The organism is Streptomyces sp. AC558_RSS880 (genome assembly GCF_019049255.1).
GTDB lineage: Bacteria > Actinomycetota > Actinomycetes > Streptomycetales > Streptomycetaceae > Streptomyces.
Window position 1 is genome coordinate 41,746 of sequence record NZ_JAGMUJ010000007.1, and the last position, 17,453, is coordinate 59,198.

At 73.0% G+C, this 17,453-nt stretch carries 16 protein-coding genes and 1 pseudogene; 9 read left to right on the plus strand and 8 right to left on the minus strand.

The window, feature by feature from the left end; all coding sequences use genetic code 11:
- Positions 1–143: 143 nt before the first annotated feature.
- Complete coding sequence (locus KUM38_RS02465) at positions 144–566, minus strand: helix-turn-helix domain-containing protein (protein ID WP_217127589.1); 423 nt, start codon at positions 564–566, stop codon at positions 144–146.
- Positions 567–654: 88 nt separating this feature from the next.
- Between KUM38_RS02465 and KUM38_RS02470 the strand changes: the two genes are divergently transcribed.
- The 3 genes from KUM38_RS02470 (at position 655) to KUM38_RS02480 (ending at position 3,638) form a co-directional block, all read left to right on the plus strand.
- Complete coding sequence (locus KUM38_RS02470; RefSeq protein ID WP_217127590.1) at positions 655–1,476, plus strand: NAD(P)H-binding protein; 822 nt, start codon at positions 655–657, stop codon at positions 1,474–1,476.
- 717 nt (positions 1,477–2,193) lie between these two features.
- Positions 2,194–2,472, plus strand: coding sequence for a hypothetical protein (locus KUM38_RS02475; RefSeq protein ID WP_217127591.1), 279 nt, complete (start codon positions 2,194–2,196; stop codon positions 2,470–2,472).
- A gap of 329 nt (positions 2,473–2,801) precedes the next feature.
- The gene (locus KUM38_RS02480; protein ID WP_217127592.1) at positions 2,802–3,638 is read left to right on the plus strand and encodes an MBL fold metallo-hydrolase; all 837 of its coding nucleotides are present in this window, start codon (positions 2,802–2,804) and stop codon (positions 3,636–3,638) included.
- A gap of 19 nt (positions 3,639–3,657) precedes the next feature.
- On the opposite strand, the gene KUM38_RS02485 is transcribed toward KUM38_RS02480, so the two are convergent.
- Both KUM38_RS02485 and KUM38_RS02490 read right to left on the minus strand, forming a co-directional pair.
- The gene (locus tag KUM38_RS02485) at positions 3,658–4,116 is read right to left on the minus strand and encodes a DUF3592 domain-containing protein (RefSeq protein WP_217127593.1); all 459 of its coding nucleotides are present in this window, start codon (positions 4,114–4,116) and stop codon (positions 3,658–3,660) included.
- 93 nt (positions 4,117–4,209) lie between these two features.
- On the minus strand, positions 4,210–5,223 hold the full coding sequence (locus KUM38_RS02490) for an SEC-C domain-containing protein (protein WP_217127594.1): 1,014 nt from the start codon (positions 5,221–5,223) through the stop codon (positions 4,210–4,212).
- A gap of 154 nt (positions 5,224–5,377) precedes the next feature.
- Between KUM38_RS02490 and KUM38_RS02495 the strand changes: the two genes are divergently transcribed.
- The 4 genes from KUM38_RS02495 (at position 5,378) to KUM38_RS02510 (ending at position 8,603) form a co-directional block, all read left to right on the plus strand.
- Positions 5,378–6,139: a hypothetical protein gene (locus KUM38_RS02495; RefSeq protein ID WP_308408888.1), complete on the plus strand. Its 762-nt coding sequence runs from the start codon at positions 5,378–5,380 to the stop codon at positions 6,137–6,139.
- Positions 6,140–6,330: 191 nt separating this feature from the next.
- On the plus strand, positions 6,331–6,645 hold the full coding sequence (locus KUM38_RS02500) for a DUF6412 domain-containing protein (protein WP_217127596.1): 315 nt from the start codon (positions 6,331–6,333) through the stop codon (positions 6,643–6,645).
- 126 nt (positions 6,646–6,771) lie between these two features.
- Positions 6,772–7,488: a YidC/Oxa1 family membrane protein insertase gene (locus KUM38_RS02505; RefSeq protein ID WP_217127597.1), complete on the plus strand. Its 717-nt coding sequence runs from the start codon at positions 6,772–6,774 to the stop codon at positions 7,486–7,488.
- A gap of 257 nt (positions 7,489–7,745) precedes the next feature.
- Positions 7,746–8,603, plus strand: coding sequence for a fumarylacetoacetate hydrolase family protein (locus KUM38_RS02510; protein ID WP_217127598.1), 858 nt, complete (start codon positions 7,746–7,748; stop codon positions 8,601–8,603).
- A gap of 155 nt (positions 8,604–8,758) precedes the next feature.
- On the opposite strand, the gene KUM38_RS41520 is transcribed toward KUM38_RS02510, so the two are convergent.
- From KUM38_RS41520 to KUM38_RS02530, 3 genes are all read right to left on the minus strand, one after another.
- On the minus strand, positions 8,759–11,446 hold the full coding sequence (locus tag KUM38_RS41520; RefSeq protein WP_254396562.1) for an erythromycin esterase family protein: 2,688 nt from the start codon (positions 11,444–11,446) through the stop codon (positions 8,759–8,761).
- Between the two features lie 276 nt (positions 11,447–11,722).
- Positions 11,723–12,220: a heme-degrading domain-containing protein gene (locus tag KUM38_RS02525; RefSeq protein WP_217127599.1), complete on the minus strand. Its 498-nt coding sequence runs from the start codon at positions 12,218–12,220 to the stop codon at positions 11,723–11,725.
- Complete coding sequence (locus KUM38_RS02530; RefSeq protein WP_217127600.1) at positions 12,217–13,284, minus strand: Gfo/Idh/MocA family oxidoreductase; 1,068 nt, start codon at positions 13,282–13,284, stop codon at positions 12,217–12,219. The genes KUM38_RS02525 and KUM38_RS02530 overlap by 4 nt, the downstream gene beginning before the upstream one ends.
- 119 nt (positions 13,285–13,403) lie before the next feature.
- Between KUM38_RS02530 and KUM38_RS02535 the strand changes: the two genes are divergently transcribed.
- Positions 13,404–14,477, plus strand: coding sequence for an ROK family transcriptional regulator (locus KUM38_RS02535; protein WP_217127876.1), 1,074 nt, complete (start codon positions 13,404–13,406; stop codon positions 14,475–14,477).
- Positions 14,478–14,539: 62 nt separating this feature from the next.
- Here KUM38_RS02535 and KUM38_RS02540 read toward each other — a convergent pair.
- Positions 14,540–14,740 (minus strand): annotated as a pseudogene (locus KUM38_RS02540) (lipase); the annotation flags it as partial.
- A gap of 18 nt (positions 14,741–14,758) precedes the next feature.
- Positions 14,759–16,234 carry a PQQ-dependent sugar dehydrogenase gene (locus KUM38_RS02545; protein WP_308408889.1) on the minus strand — a complete coding sequence of 492 codons (1,476 nt, stop codon included), beginning with the start codon at positions 16,232–16,234 and terminating at the stop codon, positions 14,759–14,761.
- A gap of 355 nt (positions 16,235–16,589) precedes the next feature.
- On the opposite strand from KUM38_RS02545, the gene KUM38_RS02550 reads away from it, so the two are divergent.
- Positions 16,590–17,369 carry an HAD-IIA family hydrolase gene (locus tag KUM38_RS02550; protein ID WP_217127602.1) on the plus strand — a complete coding sequence of 260 codons (780 nt, stop codon included), beginning with the start codon at positions 16,590–16,592 and terminating at the stop codon, positions 17,367–17,369.
- Positions 17,370–17,453 lie beyond the last annotated feature (84 nt).

A 17,453-nucleotide genomic window follows, 5' to 3' on the forward strand; every position in this document is an offset into this window, starting at 1 on the left:
GTCGCGGAAGGCGGGCGCACGAGGCCCCGGGCGAGCTCGACCGGGCCATGGAGGTCGCGAGCGTCGACGACGTGCTGCCGGTCACGACGTCGTCGACGGCCTTCGGGCAGCAGGTGTCCGGCATGCGGCGACAGCTGCTCGTGTCAGCGGATGTCGTGGTCGGGGTGGGCCCGGTCGTACGCATGCCGTGCCTCGGCGATGACGGCACGATGCGCGAGGGACCAGTCGGCGAGTGCCTTGACCAGGTGGGTCAGGCCGGCCCCGGTCCCGGTCAGGCGGTAGTCGACCTGGGCCGGGACGGTCGGGTACACGGTGCGCAGCACGAGGCCGTCACGTTCGAGCCTGCGCACGGTGAGGGTGAGCATGCGCTGGGAGATGCCGTCGATGGCGCGCTGGAGTTCTCGGAAGCGACGTGGCCCGCCGGCGAGTTCGACGATCACGAGCACCGACCACTTGTCCCCGATGCGATCCAGGACATCGCGGATGCCGCAGTCGGGGTGGTCCTCGCGCCCGCACGGGTCGAGGTCGGCGGGGGTGGTGGTTACCCCGGTGTGCGTGAGTGACATCGAACTGCCTTCTTGTGGCCGGTGGGCGTGCGGTCGAGGATCAAGCGTAGTTACTGATGAGAACCACTACGGAAGACTGCGATCGATCATGATTCTGGTGACCGGAGCGAACGGGAACCTCGGCTCGGCCACTCTCGCGGCGCTGCACGCCCGTGGTGCCGCTGCGACGGGCGGCAGCCGCACGCCGGGCGAGGGGATGCGGCGTCTCGACTTCGACGACCACGTGAGCCTCGACCTCGCCGGCGTCTCGACTCTGGTGCTCGTCTCCGCCGGCTATGCCGAGGACGACCAGGTCGTCGCCCGGCACGCGGCGATCCTGGACGCCGCCGTCCGTGACGGCGTCGGCCACGTCGTCTACACGAGCCTGACCACTGCCGGCGACCATCTCGGTTTCGCTCTGGCACACCGTGCGACCGAACGCCTCGTGCGGACGAGCGGGTTGCCGTGGACGATCCTGCGCAACGGCCTGTACGCCGAACTCTTCGGCGGTCTGCTGATGTGGGCCGGTGACGGTGTGGAGTCCGCGTTCGGGGACGGTGCCCTGGCCGCGGTCCCGCGAGAGGATCTGGCCGAGGTCGCGGCGGTGGTGGCGTCGGATCCCGCACCTCATCGCGGGCGCGTCTACGACCTCGTCGGCACGCCGATCACGGCGGGGCAGGTGGCCGACGAACTCGGCGTCGCGCACCGCACCGTCAGCCTCGGTGAGTACCGGCGCCGGCTCCTCGACGAGACGGCGGGGCTGCTGCCGTTCCAGCCGCCGATGCTCGCCTCGATCGCCACAGGCGTCCGGCACGGCTTCCTGGACGGCACCGCACCCGACCTCACCGACCTCCTCGGCAGGGCGGCCCGTGATCCACTGGCTACGGCCGTCGCGGCCGCGTCCGCTGCCAGGCCGGAGGCGAGCGACTAGCGGCGACAGCGACGCGCGCTCAGCGGCGAAACGCGTCCTCCCGGCGATGGCGACGGGAGGACTCCCTTGTGTCACCTGTGTCACCTGTGTCACCAGGCTGCTTGTCCCGCAGGCGACGTCATGGCCTCGTACACCTGGCGCGCGTCCCGGGCACGAGGCGGCCGGTGGACGGGGCTCCGGTGGGGCGGCCGGCCGAGGGGGCCGCCGCGTCCGGGCTCGTGGGTTTCCGTAGGTGACGGGGAAGGGGGGCACGGCGGTAGGGGAGAATGAGGTCATGGCGATGTGCAAGAAGTGCGGTGCGCGAAAGCGCAGTTGGCCCCGTTCCTGCTCCCGGTGCCGCTCCGAGTTGGACTGGTCGCAGCCTGCCGCGGACGCCGTTGACCTTGCTTCGGGGGGAGGACTGTTCGGTTGGCTCTGGCGAGGAGTCAAGGGGGTCGTGCGGCTGGTGCTGCGTACGGCCGACTGACCGGACCCGGCGGACGCGTTCGGGCCAGGAGGTCTCCGCCGGAACGAACCAGGTGAAAGCGGCCTCCGGATGACTCCCGAAGTCATCGGCACGGATCATGGCGCGGGGACGCGCGGCGACTCCGGGAGTCGTCGGCGGACGACTCCCGTTCTCGGGCTCCGGCCCACTTCTTGCGGAGACTCACGGACAGTGATGTCAGTGGTGTGTGGTGGGATGGTCGGACTCTGCCGTTGATCCGCCGGGAGGCCCTCGTGACGTCCTCGTACCCCTCGCTGACTCGTGCTTTGGCCGAGGCTTTGGTCGATGTCCTGTGGTTCATCGACGGCAGCGAAGACGAGCAGATGGATCAGGACGACGCGGTCAAGGTCATGGAGGGTGTCGCCCACGTGGTCGGCACGCTGCCGAGTGATCAGCGACAGGAGCTGATCGAGCTGGTCGGGGAGATGGCGGCCGCCGAAGGCGACCCGGCTCGCCGCGAGTTCCTGGAAGAGTTCCCGGAGGGCTTCGGGCTGATCGACGATGCGTCCTGAGCAGCCTTCTCAGGAGTAGGGCAGGACGCGCTTGCGGAGGAGTCCAAAGCCGGCGCGGCCGACTCCACCGCCACGTTCTCCACCGACCAGAACAGCAGCTCATCCAGCTGCGGCCGTACTTCGTCCACGAGGCAGGACTGCCGATCCCGCTCCACCCGGCCGGGTCCGCGTCCTGGACGCCTCGCCCCGAAGCCACCGCAGGCGCGCCCCCGCCCTCATCCCCGCCCTGAACACGGGTCGGGCCCGGACCGCACGCCCCGGGAGGTGTAGAACCGCCCCCACCGCTCACCCGGCCCCACGGGACTCACGTACGACGGAGGGAGTCGGCCGTGCGGCAGCATCCGCCCGAGGGCACCGCGGAGATCCTCTTCATCGGCAACGCCACCCTGCTGATCCGTTACGGAGAGCTGACGCTGCTGACCGATCCGAACTTCCTGCACCGGGGGCAGTTCGCCCACCTCGGCTACGGGCTGGTCGCGCGTCGGCTGACCGAGCCCGCCGTCGACGTGGCAGGACTCCCTCACCAGGACCTGGACGCCGTCGTGCTCTCGCACCTGCACGGCGACCACTTCGACCGGGTGGCCCGGCGCGGGCTGGACCGGGGGCTGCCGTTCGTCACCACCCCGCACGCCGCCCGCCTGCTGAAGGGCCTGTACGGGTTCCGGCGCGCCACCGGGCTGCGTACCTGGCAGAGCCGCACCCTGCGGCACGGGGACTCCTCCGTGCGCGTCACCTCGCTGCCGGGTCGCCACGCGCCCGGCCCGCTGCGGGTCCTGCTGCCGCCCGTGATGGGCAGCATGCTGGAGTTCGGCGACCGCTCGGGGGAGGTCCGGCTGGTCCTCTACCTCTCCGGCGACACCCTGATGTACGACGGGCTGCGCGGGATCGCCGGACGCTACCCGGACATCCACCTGGCGGTCCTGCACCTCGGCGGTACGACCCTGCCCGGCGGCCTGGTGGTCACCATGGACGCCGGGCAGGGCGCCGACCTGCTCGACCTGCTGCGTCCGCGACGCGCGCTGCCCGTCCACCACAGCGACTACACGGTCTTCCGTTCCCCGCTGGAGGACTTCCTCGCGGAGGCGGGGCGCCGGGGCCACGACGCGCGCCTGGTGCGGTGCGCCCCGGGTGAGCGGGTGACCGTCGGCGACCGGGCGGCGGCCTGACCCGCACACCCCGCGGCCGCTACAGGAACGCCCCCACCCCCATGGCCACCCCGAAGAGCACGAAGAAGATCCCCCAGGTCATGTTCGCCGTGGCCGAGTACGACACCTTTCCCGGTCGTCCGTCCTTCGTGTGGACGACCACCACCCTGCGCGGGTCCCTCGGGTCGTACCGGAGCACGACCGGGATGCCGGCGTGCAGGGGGTGGGACTCGTGGTTGAGGGGGGCGCGGCGGTAGGTCTGGACGGGCGGGGCGTCGAGGTTGTTCACGGGTGGGGCCTGGTAGCGGACCTGGGGCGGGTGGATCGTGGGGCCCTCGCGGCGGGCGCTGCGGGCGACCTCGCCGCGGGTGCGGACGCCGCGGACGCCGAGGCGGCGCAGGGCCCGGCGCTGGGTCAGGGCGCCGCGCAGGATCGCGATGCCCAGGGCCAGCGCGCCGACGGCCATGACGAGCGTGATCGTGAGCCATGGCTGGTCCATGTGACGTCCCCCGGAGCCGACTTCAGGTCTCCATGGAGACGGGCGCGGTCACGGGGTGGTTCCCCGTGGCGCTCCCGGGCGCACAGCCGGTCGTCAGTCCGCCCCGTGACACTCCCCGTACGCCCGCCCCGACCCGCACCAGCACGCCGCCGACCGCTCCGGGGGCCACGCCACCGCCCGGCCCCGGGCCGCCAGCGTCGTGGCGTACTGGGGCAGCAGCGTCGGGTCGGCGGGGGAGGCGAGCTCCGAGGCGGCGAAGGCCTCGTACGACGGGACCGTGCCCGTGACGATGCCCAGGTTCGGGGTGCCGGACGCGGCCAGTTCGCGCAGGGCCGCCTCTATGGCCGCGAGGTGCTCCTCGTAGGAGGGGTACTCCTCCGCCAGGGACGGGTACGCCTCCGTCAGTTCCGCCAGTTCACCGGCCGGCCAGTGCAGCACCGCCACCGGGAACGGGCGGGACAGCGCCTCCCGGTACGCGCCCAGTTCCGCGCGCAGGCGGACGATCTCCGCCTCCAGCTCCACCGGGTTCTCCGAGCCCAGGGACCACACCCGCTTGGGGTCGTGGAGTTCGTCCAGGGTGATCGGGAGGGTGTGGACGGTGTCCGCGAGCGCGTCCCACTCGTCGTGCGCGGCGCCGAGCATCCTGCGCACGCGGTGGCGGCCGAAGAGGAGCGGGTGGGTGGCGCGCGGGGGTGCCTCGACACCGGTCAGGAGGAGGCGTACCGCCTCCGTGAACGTCTCGTGCGCCTGCTCCAGCTCGTCGTGCGACTCCAGGGACTCCGCGACGATCACCCAGGGGGCCGCGTCGCGCGGGGCCGCCGTGCGGATGCCGGTGATGATCGCGCGGGCCTCCGCCTCGTGGCCGTACTCCCAGAGGTTGGAGGCCTTGAGGGCCCGTACCAGATACGGGTCGTCCAGCTCCTGGGAGGAGGCCAGCAGGCGGTCGTAGAGGGCGGTCGCGGCGGGGCGGTCGCCGGAGAGCTCGCGGTGGGCGGCGGCCCGCAGCAGCAGGGCCTCGGCGTCCTCGGGGTAGAGGTCGGCGGTCCGCTCCAGGCGGGCGGCCTCGGTGGTGTGGTCGACGTTTTCGGCAGGCGTGTCGGGGCGCATGGGGGACACCGTACTGCCGGTGGGTGACAAAGGTGGGACAGCCGCAGGCCGGAGCGGGGTCCGGGACCGGGAGGGGGCGTTCCGCCGTCGTCGGGGCGGGACGGCTGCGGCGGGCCTACCCTTCGGCAGGGGCAGGCGATCGAGGGGGCGGGGCGTGCGCAGGACGTTGGCCAACGGGTGTCTGGTGCTGCTGATGATTCCCGCCGCGCTGATGATCTACTTCTGGTTCACGGTCTGGCACACCGGGAACGAGAACGACCGGCGCCGGCAGGACGCGCTCGACTCGCTGCTCGGTCAGGCCCACGAGGCGGCGGACCGGACCGCCGACGCGCTGACCGGGAGCGGCGACACCGGCACCGACGCGTTGACGGGCGTGATCTGGAAGCACACCGAGAGTCCCGTCATCACGTACGACGAGGAACGGCGCGCGTTCACCGCCGTCGCCGCGCGGTCCGCCGTGTACGAGGAGAAGTCCATCCTGCTCCCCCGCGGACCGGGCATGGTGGAGCGCTGCTTCACCTACACCTACGCACACCGTCCCGGTGCGGGATGGGCCTCGAAGGTCACCGAGCCGGACGTCGAAGCGTGCCGGGGGAGCAGTCGGATCGGCGACCGGGTCCGGATCGCGCAGGCGCGGATGGAGGACACGGAGGCGGCCGGGCTGACGCGCGCCGGTCTGCGGCGGGCCCTCGGGCTCACCGGCCGTCCGAGCGGCGAGAGCCGGTCCGACGTGCGGAGCGTCGTCCGGGAGGGGCGGACGGTCGTCGCCGTCGTCCTCTTCCGGTACCCGGACCGGTACCAGGCCCAGGACGAGGGGTCCGCGCCGGTCGAACAGTGCTACCGCCTCACCCGGTTCCTCGGCCTCCAGGGCGGCTTCGTGAAGCCGGTCACCGCCGTTCCCGTGACGTCCTGCTGAGCCACCACGGGAACGGCGGCACGCCGACCGCGGCACCGGAGCCGGCCCGTACGGCGAATGTGGCGAATGTGGCGCATGTCCGGCCCGTGGAATCACGGGGCGGTCCCGTGGAACCACAGGCCGGTGCCGGGCGTTGAGGTGGTGCGGGGCCCGGACGGAGCCGGGACGGTGTCGAGGGGAGGGGGCGAGTGATGCGCGGACGGACGGTCCGGCTCGTCGCCGTGCTCCTGCCCCTCGTCCAGGTCGTCCTGCTGCTGTTGCCCGCAGCCGGCGGGCTCTCCCTGGCCGACGTCACGCTCGCCGCGACCGCCGCGGCCGGTGCCGCGCTCGCCGCCTGCGCGTTCGTCCTCGCCCGCTGCGCGCCCGCCGTACCGCCCACCCGGGTGCGTACGGCGATACGCGACCGTGACCGGCGTACGGCCTTCCTGCCCCAGCGCGACCCCGACGCCAGGGGGCGCACCAGACCCCGGGCACCGGGGCACGCCCTCCCGGCGACCGCCGCGTAGGGCACTCCTTCCGTACGCTCCGTACGTTCACCACGCCCCGCTGCGGGTCGTCATGCCGCCATTCCGTACGTCCGTCCCGGCTTTCCCGGGACTCCCGGCACGACGAGACCCCCGGAGGGCTCACCCATGTCCGTCTTCGCCAGCCTGGTCGAGCACCTGGCCGACCTGCTCCGGCCGCTGTTCGGCGTCTCCGCGGCGGCCGCCGCGATCGTCCTGTTCACCGCCTTCGTACGACTCCTCGTCCACCCCCTGTCCCGGGCCGCCGCGCGCGGACAGAAGGCCCGGGCGGCGCTCCAGCCGCGCATCGCCGAGCTGCGCCGCAAGCACGGCCGCGACCCCGAGAAGCTGCAGCGGGCCGTACTGGAACTGCACGCGAGCGAGAAGGTGTCGCCGCTCTCCGGGTGCCTGCCCGGCCTGCTCCAACTGCCCGCGTTCTTCCTGCTGTACCACCTCTTCTCCAGCGAGACGATCGGCGGGCGGGCCAACGAACTGCTCGGGCACCGGCTGTTCGAGGCGCCGCTCGGCGGCAGGTGGGCGGACGCGCTCGGGGACGGCGGGGTGTTCGGCGGGCCCGGACTCGTGTACGTCGGGCTGTTCGCGGTCGCCACCGTCGTCGCCTGGTTCGGCTACCGGCTGTCCCGGCGGATGATGGCCGCCAACCCCGCGATGCCCGCGGCCGGTGAGGGGGAGCAGGTGCCGGGGCTGGCGGCGGTGACCAGGGTGATGCCGTTCATGTCCTTCTTCACGCTCGTCACCGTCGCCGTCATGCCGCTGGCGGCCGCGCTGTACATGGTGACCAGTACGACGTGGAGCGTGGCGGAGCGGGCCGTGCTGTACCGCTGAGCGCGGGGCGGGCCGGAGTCAGGGGTGCCGTGGCCGACGGCTGTGGGGTTGCGGGGGCTGGGTGCGCGGTTCCCCGCGCCCCTGGGGAGTCGGGGCTGTTGAGGCCGGGTGCACGGTTCTCCGAGGTCCAGTACGTGAACCGGGTCTTGCGGAGTGGAACGCGGGCTTGGAGGATCGACCAGTCCTCCGATGGCTGCGCCCCGCCGCATCCGGGCCGTGTCCATCGGGCGGGCCCGCGATCGAGGGAGACGTGAATCATGAAGCTGCTGCGAGTCGGCACGGCGGGACAGGAGCGGCCCGCGCTGCTCGACGACGAGGGGACCCTGCGGGACCTGTCGGGCCTCGTCGCGGACGTCGACGGGGCGCTGCTCGCCGACGAGGCCGCGCTCGGCCGGATCAGGGCCGCCGCCGACAGCGGGGAACTGCCCGCGCTGGACGGGACGGGGCTGCGGATCGGGCCGCCGGTGGCGCGGATCGGGAAGATCGTCTGCATCGGGCTGAACTACCACGACCACGCCCGCGAGACGGGGGCCGAGCCGCCCGCCGAGCCGGTGATCTTCTTCAAGGCGGCGGACACGGTCGTCGGCCCCGACGACACGGTGCTGGTGCCGCGCGGTTCGGTGAAGACCGACTGGGAGGTCGAACTGGCGGTCGTGATCGGGCGTACGGCCCGCTACCTGGAGTCGGCGGAGGAAGGGCTCGCGCACGTCGCCGGGTACGCCGTCGCGCACGACGTCTCCGAGCGGGAGTTCCAGATCGAGCGGGGCGGGACCTGGGACAAGGGGAAGAACTGCGAGACGTTCAACCCGCTGGGGCCGTGGCTGGTGACGGCGGACGAGGTCGGCGATCCGCAGGACCTGTCGCTGCGGCTGTGGGTCAACGGGGAGCTGAAGCAGGACGGGACGACCGCCGAGCAGATCTTCCCGGTGGGGGAGGTCGTGCGGTACGTCAGTCACTTCATGACGCTGTATCCCGGTGACGTCATCAACACCGGGACGCCGGCGGGGGTGGCCATGGGGCGGCCCGAGCCGAAGCCGTACCTGCGGGCGGGGGACGTGGTCGAGCTGGAGATCGCCGGGCTCGGGCGGCAGCGGCAGGAGTTCCAGCAGGCGTAGCGCTCCGCGGGGGAGGTGAGGACGCGGAGCCGCTCGGACCGGGAAGCCGGGCGCGGTCCTCCGGCTTCCCGGTCCGGACCCGCCCGCCCGGTCCGGACCCGCCCGCCCGGTCCGGACCCGCCCGCCCGGTCCGGACCCGCCCGGCCGGGCTGAGTTCAGCCGTGGAGGAGCAGGCGGCTCGGCCGGATCTCGTGCAGGTGCACCACCAGGTCCGCCGACCCCAGCAGGTTGACCGGGTCGGGGTCCCGGGGCCAGTGCGTGCCGATCTCCCGTTTGGGACGGGTCACGGCCAGCCAGGTGCGGACGGCGGGCGGTGCGGTGCGCAGGTCGAGGTACCAGTCCCGGTGGCTCACCCGGTCCAGGGTCTGCTCGACGGAACCGGCCGCGGTCGGCCCCGAGCGGAACACCTTCACGTCCTCGTCACGGGGGTTGGAGACGCCCGCGTCGGTGGCGTGGAAGGAGCCGTGGCCGAAGGCCAGGCCCACGACCCGGTAGGCGTCCCCGAGCGCGCGGCGGAGCAGGCCGCCCTGGATGACCGGGTAGTCCGGGGTGTAGCCCTCCAGGTACACGTGGCCGTTGTGGGCGGCCAGCATCGTCCGGGCGCCGGTCTGCCGGAGCCACCAGAGGGTGTTCTCCGTCATCACGGTGTCGCGGTAGGCCAGGCCCTCGCGTGCGTCGGCCGGGTCGTCGTAGTCGAAGGCGTTCTGGCGTGCGACCTGGTGGACGATCTCCGCGTTCCGCACCGCCCGGGCGTGGGCGTCCCCGGCCACGGTGCGCCCGGCGAAGCTCCGGGAGCGCAGCAGTTCCACGACGCGTCCGGTGCGTTCGGCCTTCTCCCGCCGCACGGCCAGGGGTTCCTCGATGGCGGCCACCATGTACTCGCCGGCGGGCAGGGTGGGGCGCAGTCCCCGGTACAGCTCGGTGACGGTGGGCAGCAGGTCGGGGTGGGCGCGCCGGACGTGGTCGACGACCCGGTCGTACAGCTCGGGGCCCGCGTAACTGCTGTCGTTCCCGGCGAACCTGACCGGGTCGTCGGGGTGGGCGACGTTGTACGCGCGCATCCAGCGGATCAGGTCCAGCACCTCGCCGGTCCGCATGAACAGGTAGGCGTTCTGGAACTCCTCGGACATGATCCGGGCGGGGTCGCCGCGCCCGGTGAGCAGGTAGTCGTTCAAGCGGAGCCCCGCGCTCCAGGGGGCTTCGAGGACGAGGGAGCGGAAGCCCTGCTCCTCGACCAGGTACCGGAACACCCGGTGCTGGAGGGCGAGGAAGTCGCGGGAGCCGTGGACGGCCTGCCCGACGCCGACCAGCCGGGCGTCACCCACCGCCTCCCCCAGGGGGCGCAGGTCGTCGAAGGGGCCGACGGGCTCCACGGTGCGCAGCGGACGGGCCGCCTCCTCCAGGGCGGGCAGCAGGTCGGTGGACGTCCCCGGCGCGTGGGGCCGCTGCTCGGTCGCTTCACGGGCGAGTCTCCGGCTCGGCCGGATCTCGTCCAGGTGCACCACCAGGTCCATCGACCTCAGCAGGTTGACCTGGTCGCCGGTCGGCGGGTAGTCGGTGCCGATCTCCCGTTTGGGCCGGGTGACGTCCAGCAGGGCGCGGGCGGCGGGCGGCGCGGTGCGCAGGTCGGCGTACCAGTTCCGGTGACCCACCCGGTCCAGGACGTACTCGGCCGAACCGGGAGCGGCGGGCTCCACCTCGAACCGTCCGACGTCCTGGTCGGCCGGATTCTGCAGACCCTGCGCGGTGGCGTGCACGGCGCCCCGGTCGAAGGAGAGCCCCACCGCCAGGTAGCCGTCGCCCAGTCGCTGCCGGAGCACCGATCCCTGGGGGAGGGGGAGGGCGGGGGTGGAACTCCTGGTGTACAGGTGGCTGTTGTGTCCGCCGAGCACCACCCGGTGGCCGGTGCGACGGTGCCACCACAGGGTGTTCTCCGCCATGGCGGTGTCGCGGTGGGCCATGGCCTCCGGCCCCTTCCGGGGGTCGGAGAGGTCGAAGGCGTACAGGCGCGCCACCTGGTCGATGACGGTGGCGTGCTGGAGCGCCCAGGCGTGGTCCTCGTCCGTCCCGGCGGGTTCGCGGGCGCGGAGCAGTCCGAGGACGCGTCCGGTGCGTTCGGCCCGTGCGCGGCGCTCGTCCAGGGGCTCGGCCACGGCGGCGCGCATCCACGCGTCGACGGGCAGGGTGGGGCGCAGTCCCCGGTACAGCTCGGTGACGGTGGGCAGCAGGTCGGGGTGGGCGCGCCGGACGTGGCCGACGACCCGGTCGTACAGCTCCGGGCCGGCGTAGCCGTTGTCGTTGCCGGCGAACCTGACCGGGTCGTCGGGGTGGGCGACGTTGTACGCGCGCATCCAGCGGATCATGTCCAGGTACTCCTGGCTGTGCAGCAGCAGGAAGGCGTTCCGGAACTCCTCGGACATGATCCGGACGGGGTCGCCGCGCCCGGTGAGCAGGTAGTCGTCCAGACGGAGCCCCGCGCTCCAGTTGGCCTCCAGGACGAAGGAGCGGAAGCCCTTCTCCTCGACCAGGTACCGCAGCGCCCGGTGCCGGAAGGTGACGAAGTCGTGGGAGCCGTGGGCGGCCTCGCCGATGCCGACCACCACGGCGTCACCGACCGACTCCCCGAAGGGGCGCAGGTCCTCGAAGGGGCCCGAGGGCTCGGTGGTGCGCAGCGGACGGGCGGCCACCTCGAGGGGCGACGGTGCGTCGTCGGCGACCGTCGTGCGGGGCCCGTCCGAGGCCCCGGGGTCCCCGCCGGCCGGGGCCGCCACGGCCGTCCCGGGAACGACGGCGAGCCAGACCAGCAGTGCGGCGGCCAGCCGCCTTGTTATGAAGGGTGTCATGGCGCCAGCGTCGCCGCCGCGACGCAGGACCGCGCTCCGAGTGTCACCCGGCCGGAGCAGCGCCGCAGGCGGGGCAGCGGGCGGGCGGTCGTCGGACAGTCGTCGGGCAGGAGGAGCGCGTCCTCGCGTTCCGCCGTACCGGCGGGAGCCGGGCGGACCCGGAAGGACCGGCCCCGGGCCGACGAGGACGGCCTGGTGGCGCGGAGACGCCGGCCCCCGCACGGCTGTCGATCCGTTGTCGATCCGTGCGGGGGCCGTGAGGCGGCCCGACAGTGCCTACGAGCGGGTGCGGTTCAGGAAGTGCTCCAGGGCCTCCACCACCAGCTCGTGGTCCTGGAGTTGGGGGAGGCCCGAGACCGTCACCGCGCCGATGACGCCCACGCCCTCCACCGTGATGGGGAAGGAACCGCCGTGGGCCGCGTAGGTGTCGGGGTCCAGGCGGGAGGACGCCTCGAACGTCGTGCCCTTGGCGCGGTGTCGGGCGCCCACCAGGTAGGAGGCGGAGCCGTAGCGCTCGACGACCCGGCGCTTGCGGGCGATCCAGGCGTCGTTGTCGGGGGCGGAGCCGGGCAGGGCGGCGTGGAAGAGCTGCTGGCCCGCGCGGTGGATGTCGATGGCGACGGGGGCCTGGCGCTCGCGCGCCATCTCCACCAGCAGGGAGCCGAGCGCCCACGCGTCGTCGTACGTGAACCGCTGGAAGACCAGGCGGCGTTCCTGCGCCTCCAGCTCCGCCACGTCCGGGGTCAGTTCCGGGGTCTGCTTCGGGGTGGTCACAGCGTCACCGTCACCTTCTCCAGGGCCGACCGGCGGGCGGCCTCCAGCACGTCCAGGGCGGCGGCCGCCTCCCGCGCGGTCACCGGGTTGGGGGCGCCCTCCAGCAGGGCCTTCGCCACGGCCGCGTAGTAGGCGGGGTAGTCGCCCGGGAGGGTCGGCACGGGGTGTCCGCCGCCGGTCACCGGGGACTCGCCGGAGCCGATGCGGCCCCACAGCTCCTCGGGTTCCATGCCCCAGCCGGTGCCGGGGCGCAGGCCGTCGCGCAGGGCGGCCTCCTGGGGGTCCAGGCCGTGCTTGACGTAGCCGGCCTTCGAGCCCAGGACCCGGAAGCGCGGGCCCAGTTGGGCCGTGGTCGCCGAGACGTAGAGGTGGGAGCGGACGCCGCCGGCGTGCGTCAGCGCGATGAAGGTGTCGTCGTCGGTCCGCGCGCCGTCGCGGCGGATGTCCGCCTCGGCGTAGACGGCGGTCACCGGGCCGAAGAGGACCAGCGCCTGGTCGACGACGTGGCTGCCGAGGTCGTAGAGCAGACCTCCGATCTCTGCGGGGTCGCCGGACTCCCGCCAGCCGCCCTTGAGCTGCGGACGCCAGCGCTCGAAGCGGGACTCGAAGCGGTACACGTCGCCGAGCTCGCCCTCGTCGACCAGCTTGCGCAGGGTGAGGAAGTCGTTGTCCCAGCGGCGGTTCTGGAAGACGGAGAGGAGCAGGCCGCGCTCCTCGGCCAGGGCCGCCAGCCCGCGCGCCTCGGCCGCCGTGCCGGAGAGCGGCTTGTCGACGACGACCGGGAGGTCGGCCTCGAGGGCGGTCGTGGCGAGCGGGACGTGCGTCCTGTTCGGGGACGCGATGACGATCAGGTCCAGTTCGTCGGCGCGGGCGAACAGCTCGTCCGGGGTCGCGGCGACGCGTACGTCCGGGAACCCGGCGCGGGCCTGCCGCTGCCGCTCGGGGTTCGAGGTGACCACCGTGTCGAGCGCGAGGCCCTCGGTCGCGGCGATCAGCGGGGCGTGGAACACGGAGCCCGCGAGGCCGTAGCCGACGAGGCCGACGCGGAGGGGGGTGCCAGTCATGCCCCCTACTTTCGCAACGCTGTTGCCAAAGTGCAAGCAGCGGGGAGAATGAGCGGGTGAAGAGGACGAACGACGGCATCGGCGGGGCGTACGGGTCGCACGGCACGCACGGGGCCCCGCTGGGAGCGAACCTGCTCGCCCTGCGCAGCCACAACACCGCGCTCGTGCTCGACCTGCTGCGGACCGCGGGAGCGGAGGGGATCAGCCGGCTGGAACTCGCCGAACGGACCGGACTCACCCCGCAGGCGGTCAGCAAGATCACCGCCCGGCTGCGGGCGGACGGGCTCGCGGCCGAGGCGGGGCACCGGGCGTCCACGGGCGGCAAACCGCGCACGGTGCTGCGGCTGGTCCCGGAGGCGGGGCACGCGGTGGGCGTCCACCTGGACCGGGACGAGGTGCGGGCGGTGCTGGTCGACCTCGACGGGACGGTGGTGGACCGGCGCAGGGCCCCGCTGGACCTGGGCGCGGGGGAGGAGGCGGTCCTGGCACGGGTGGCCGGGACGGCCGGGGCGCTGCGGACGCCGGGGGCGGCCGGGACGGACCGGCCTCCGCTCGGCGTCGGGGTCGCGCTGCCCGGGCCGCTCGACCACGAGAGGGGCGTGCTGCACCGGGTCACCGGCTTCCCCGAGTGGGACGGCTTCCCGCTCCGGGACGCGCTGGCGCGGCGGCTCGGCGTGCCGGTGGTCGTCGACAAGGACACCAACGCGGCGGCGCTGGGACTGGCGGTCGGCGGCGAGGGCGGCTCCTTCGCCTACCTGCACCTCGGTACGGGGCTGGGGGCGGGGCTGGTGATCGGCGGGAGCGTGCACCGGGGGGCGAGGACCGGGGCGGGGGAGTTCGGGCACCAGGTGATCCAGCTGGACGGGCCGCGGTGCGGGTGCGGTGACCGGGGGTGCGTGGAGGCGCTGTGCCTCGGTGCCGTGGGCCGGGGGGAGACCGAGGAGGCGGCGCGGGTGCTGGGGGCGGGGGCGGCGAATCTGGTGGGGCTGCTGGACATCGACCGGGTGTTGCTCGGGGGGCGGACGATCGAGGGGGATCCGGAGGTGTTCGCACGGGGCGTACGGGCCGTGCTGGACGCGCGGGCCCGGCGGACGGGGGACGCGGCGGTGCCGGTACGGGTGGTCGGCGGCGAGGTCGCCGAGGGGGCGGCGCAGTTGGTGCTGGCGCCGGTGTTCGGGCGGGGGGACGGGTAGGGCGGCCCCGTCCGGACGGCCGGGCGCACTCCGGGAGCCCCGCCGCCCGCCACGAACGCCGGTCAGCCGTAGGAGAAGACGGACCCGGGAACGGCGGGCGAGGTGCCGATCATGTCGGTGACACGGACCTGCGCGTCGCCGCTCCCGGGGGGCGCCGTCACGCTGATCCGGTTCGAGGACTCGACGACGACGTCGGAGAGCGGGGCCGCGACACGGCCGAAGTCCACGCCACTGTCGCCGGTGAAGCCGCTGCCGCTGATGACGACCGTGGTGCCGGCGCGTCAGCGGCCCACCGCGCAGGCGTCGCCGTTCAGCGTGAACCGTGGGGGTGTCGTCGTGTCGCCCGTGTGTTCCGCGAGGTACCCCAACGTGATGCTCGCGCCCGGTGCGATCGTGGCGTTGTGCGTGGCGTCGGACGCCCTGACCACATTGCTCAACTGGGTCAGGTCCGTGTTCCAGTCGGAGACGACCGTCTGTCCGGTAGCCAGCGGGAACTCCAGCGTCCAGCCGTTCACCGGAGTGCCGCCGGTGTTGGTGACGGTGAGGTCGACCGTCATCCCGGTGCCCCAGGCCGTCACCGTGCGGTCCACCCGGCAGGTCGGTTCCTCCCGCGTGAAGGACACCTTGTGGAGGCCGCCGGGCAGGTCGTTGACCATGTAGAACTCCCCGTCCACGGTCGTGCCGACCGACGTCACCTGGGTGGGCGTCACACCGATCTCGGCCTGCTCGTAGCCGCCGCTGCCGTCGGGGCGCAGGGCCCAGACCGTGGACGAGCAGTAGTCGGTGGCGATGTACGTGCCGCCGACCAGGTCGGCGTGCTCCCGGCCCCGGTAGACGTGGCCGCCGATGACCGAGCAGCCGCCGGTGTACGGGGAGTACGTGAAGACCGGCTCGGTGTACGTCTCACCGGGCGCGCAGTCCCCGCCCGCGAACTTCTCCAGGCCCTCGTAGCAGGACCAGCCGAGGTTCAGTCCGCCCCGCCCGGGGGCGAGGTGGTTGATTTCCTCCCAGTGGCCCTGGCCGACGTCGCCGATCCACATCGAGCCGTCGGCCGCGTCGAAGGAGAACCGCCACGGGTTGCGCAGCCCGTACAGCCAGATCTCCGCGCGGGCGCCGGGGGTGTCCACGAAGGGGTTGTCGGCGGGGACGCAGTACGCGAGCGGGGCGCACGCGCGGCTCACGTCGATCCGCATGATCTTGCCCAGCAGGGTGTCCAGCCGCTGCCCGGACGTGAAGGGGTCCCCGGAGCCGCCGCCGTCGCCGATGCTCCAGTACAGGTGGCCGTCGGGGCCGAAGGCGAGCTGGCCGCCGTTGTGGTTGCTGTACTCGGCGTGCTCCTGGGAGAGCAGGGGTTCCAGGCGGGAGTCGTCGAGCCGGTAGCGGGCGAGGGTGACCGCGCCGTCGGGCAGCGCCGTGTACGCCAGGTACAGGTCCTGGCTGTCGGCGAAGTCGGCCGGGAGCGCGATGCCGAGCAGACCGCGCTCGTTGCCCGACTCGTCGACGGCCGGGGTGATGTCGAGCAGTGGGGCGGAGGCCAGGCCGGTGTCCGGGTGGTAGACGCGGACGGTGCCGCGCTTCTCGGTGATGAACAGCCGGTCCGTGCCGTCGTCGGGGGCGACGATGGCGGTGGGCCGTCTCAGCCCGGAGGCGACCTGGGTGGTGGTCGCGCTGATCGACGGCAGGGGGACGGACGACGCGTCCTCCGCCGCCGCGGCGGGTGACGGGGCGAGGGCGGTCAGCAGGAGGGCCGGCAGCACCGCGAGCAGGGTGCCCAGAACGAATGTCAGACGGAATCGCACCCTATGGACATGCATATGACAAAACACGATCTCCTGCTTTCCCGGTGTCGTCGGCGGCCGATGAAAGGGGCTGTGGGGGAGTCGACGGGCATGGGAGCGCTCCCGCCCTCCTCAGGCTGCGACGCACACGGCACAGCGGCAACACGTGATTGCGCCACTTTCGCGCCGCCCGACACACACATCGCTCCCACCCCGCCGCCGGACCGCCCACCCGCCCGCCCGAGAGCCGAGCCGCATCCGGCATTCCCCGCAAGATCCGGGTCTGTTTAGGCTGAGACGCACGCAGGACCGCGTACGGCAGGAGATCCCGCACATGGCAGACCGCAAGCCGATCGAATCGTGGCTCACCGACATGGACGGGGTGCTGATCCACGAGGGCGTACCGATCCCCGGCGCCGACGCCTTCATCAAGAAGTTGCGTGAGTCGGGGAAGCCCTTCCTGGTCCTCACCAACAACTCGATCTACACCCCGCGCGACCTGCACGCCCGGCTGCGCCGCATGGGCCTGGAGGTGCCGATCGAGAACATCTGGACCTCCGCCCTCGCCACCGCCAAGTTCCTGGACGACCAGCGCCCGAACGGCTCGGCGTACGTCATCGGCGAGGCCGGTCTGACCACCGCGCTGCACGACATCGGCTACATCCTCACCGACCACGAGCCCGATTACGTGGTGCTGGGGGAGACGCGGACGTACTCGTTCGAGGCGATGACGAAGGCGGTCCGCCTGATCAACGACGGCGCCCGCTTCATCTGCACCAACCCCGACGAGACCGGCCCCTCCACCGAGGGCCCGCTCCCGGCGACCGGCGCGGTGGCCGCGCTCATCACCAAGGCGACCGGCAAGCAGCCGTACTTCGCGGGCAAGCCGAACCCGCTGATGATGCGCACCGGGCTCAACACCATCGGGGCCCACTCCGAGAGCAGCGCGATGATCGGCGACCGGATGGACACCGACGTGCTGGCCGGCATCGAGGCCGGGATGCAGACGTTCCTGGTGCTCACCGGGCTGACCCGGACCGAGCAGGTGGAGAACTGGCCGTACCGGCCGTCCAAGGTCGTGGACTCCATCGCGGACCTCGTCGACCTGATCTGACGTCGTTCACCCGTACGGAGTAGTCGCCGTGTCCACGGGGATGCGGCGCCGGGATCCGCGCGGGACCCTCCACATGTCTGGAGG